This is a genomic window from Vibrio sp. YT-15, from assembly GCF_033337445.1.
GTDB lineage: Bacteria > Pseudomonadota > Gammaproteobacteria > Enterobacterales > Vibrionaceae > Vibrio > Vibrio alginolyticus.
Genome location: NZ_JAWOQR010000186.1, coordinates 1 through 1,017 on the forward strand (window position 1 = coordinate 1; position 1,017 = coordinate 1,017).

General features: G+C 46.8%; 1 protein-coding gene. It reads right to left on the reverse strand.

Annotated elements, in window-relative coordinates; translation table 11 throughout:
• Positions 1–1,017, reverse strand: a 1,017-nt coding sequence (gene der, locus R7D93_RS26195) for a ribosome biogenesis GTPase Der (protein ID WP_318129669.1), incomplete at both ends; no start/stop codon positions are given.

The following is a 1,017-nucleotide window of genomic DNA, read 5'->3' on the forward strand; positions in this document are numbered from 1 at the left end:
GAACCATTGGCGGTTGGTGATCATCAGTCGCCATCTTCATGATACGAGTCAAAACAGAGGTACCAACACGTGTCGTTGCCGACTTGTACGCTTCTTGGATAGACTCAAACAAGTGACCAACACCAGTACCGTGCAGTGCAGAAATAAAGTGAATACGAGCAAAGTCAACGAAACCTAGGCGGCGGTCTAGCTCTTTCTTCACGTTCTCTTTTACTTCGTTATCTAGACCATCCCACTTGTTTACCGCTAGTACGATTGAACGACCGGCGTTCAATGCAAAACCTAGCAGGCTCAAGTCTTGGTCAGAGATGTTTTCACGTGCGTCGATAACCAATAGCACTACGTTTGCATCTTCGACGGCTTTCAACGTTTTAACAACGGAGAATTTCTCAACCGTTTCGTTAATACGACCACGACGACGTACACCCGCAGTATCAATGATTACATACTCACGGCCATCACGTTCCATAGGAATGTAGATTGAGTCACGAGTTGTGCCTGGCATGTCGTATACCACAACACGTTCTTCACCAAGAATACGGTTGGTTAACGTCGACTTACCAACGTTTGGACGACCAATGATTGCCAGTTTGATTGGCTGTTCTTGTAGACGTTGGAACTCCGCTTCCGCTTCTTCTTCGGTGTATTCGTCTGGTGCAATTTCAGCGTCTTCAAATTCTGTCAGATCTTCAATCTCACCTTCTTCTGATTCACTTGTTAGTAAATCATCAAAGAATGGAGCTAGCGCACGCTCAAGCAATGCTGTAACACCACGACCGTGTGCAGCCGCGATTTGGTACATGTCATCAACACCAAGCTGCCAGAAATCAGCACACGCAGCGTCAGCATCAATACCATCAATTTTGTTTACCACCAGCATCGCTGGTTTTTCAATTTTACGCAGATGCGCCGCAATCGCTTCATCAGCAGGTGTAAGACCAGCACGACCGTCAACAAGGAATAGCACGACGTCAGCTTCATCAATCGCTGCTAGCGACTGCTCTGCCATTTTGGTTT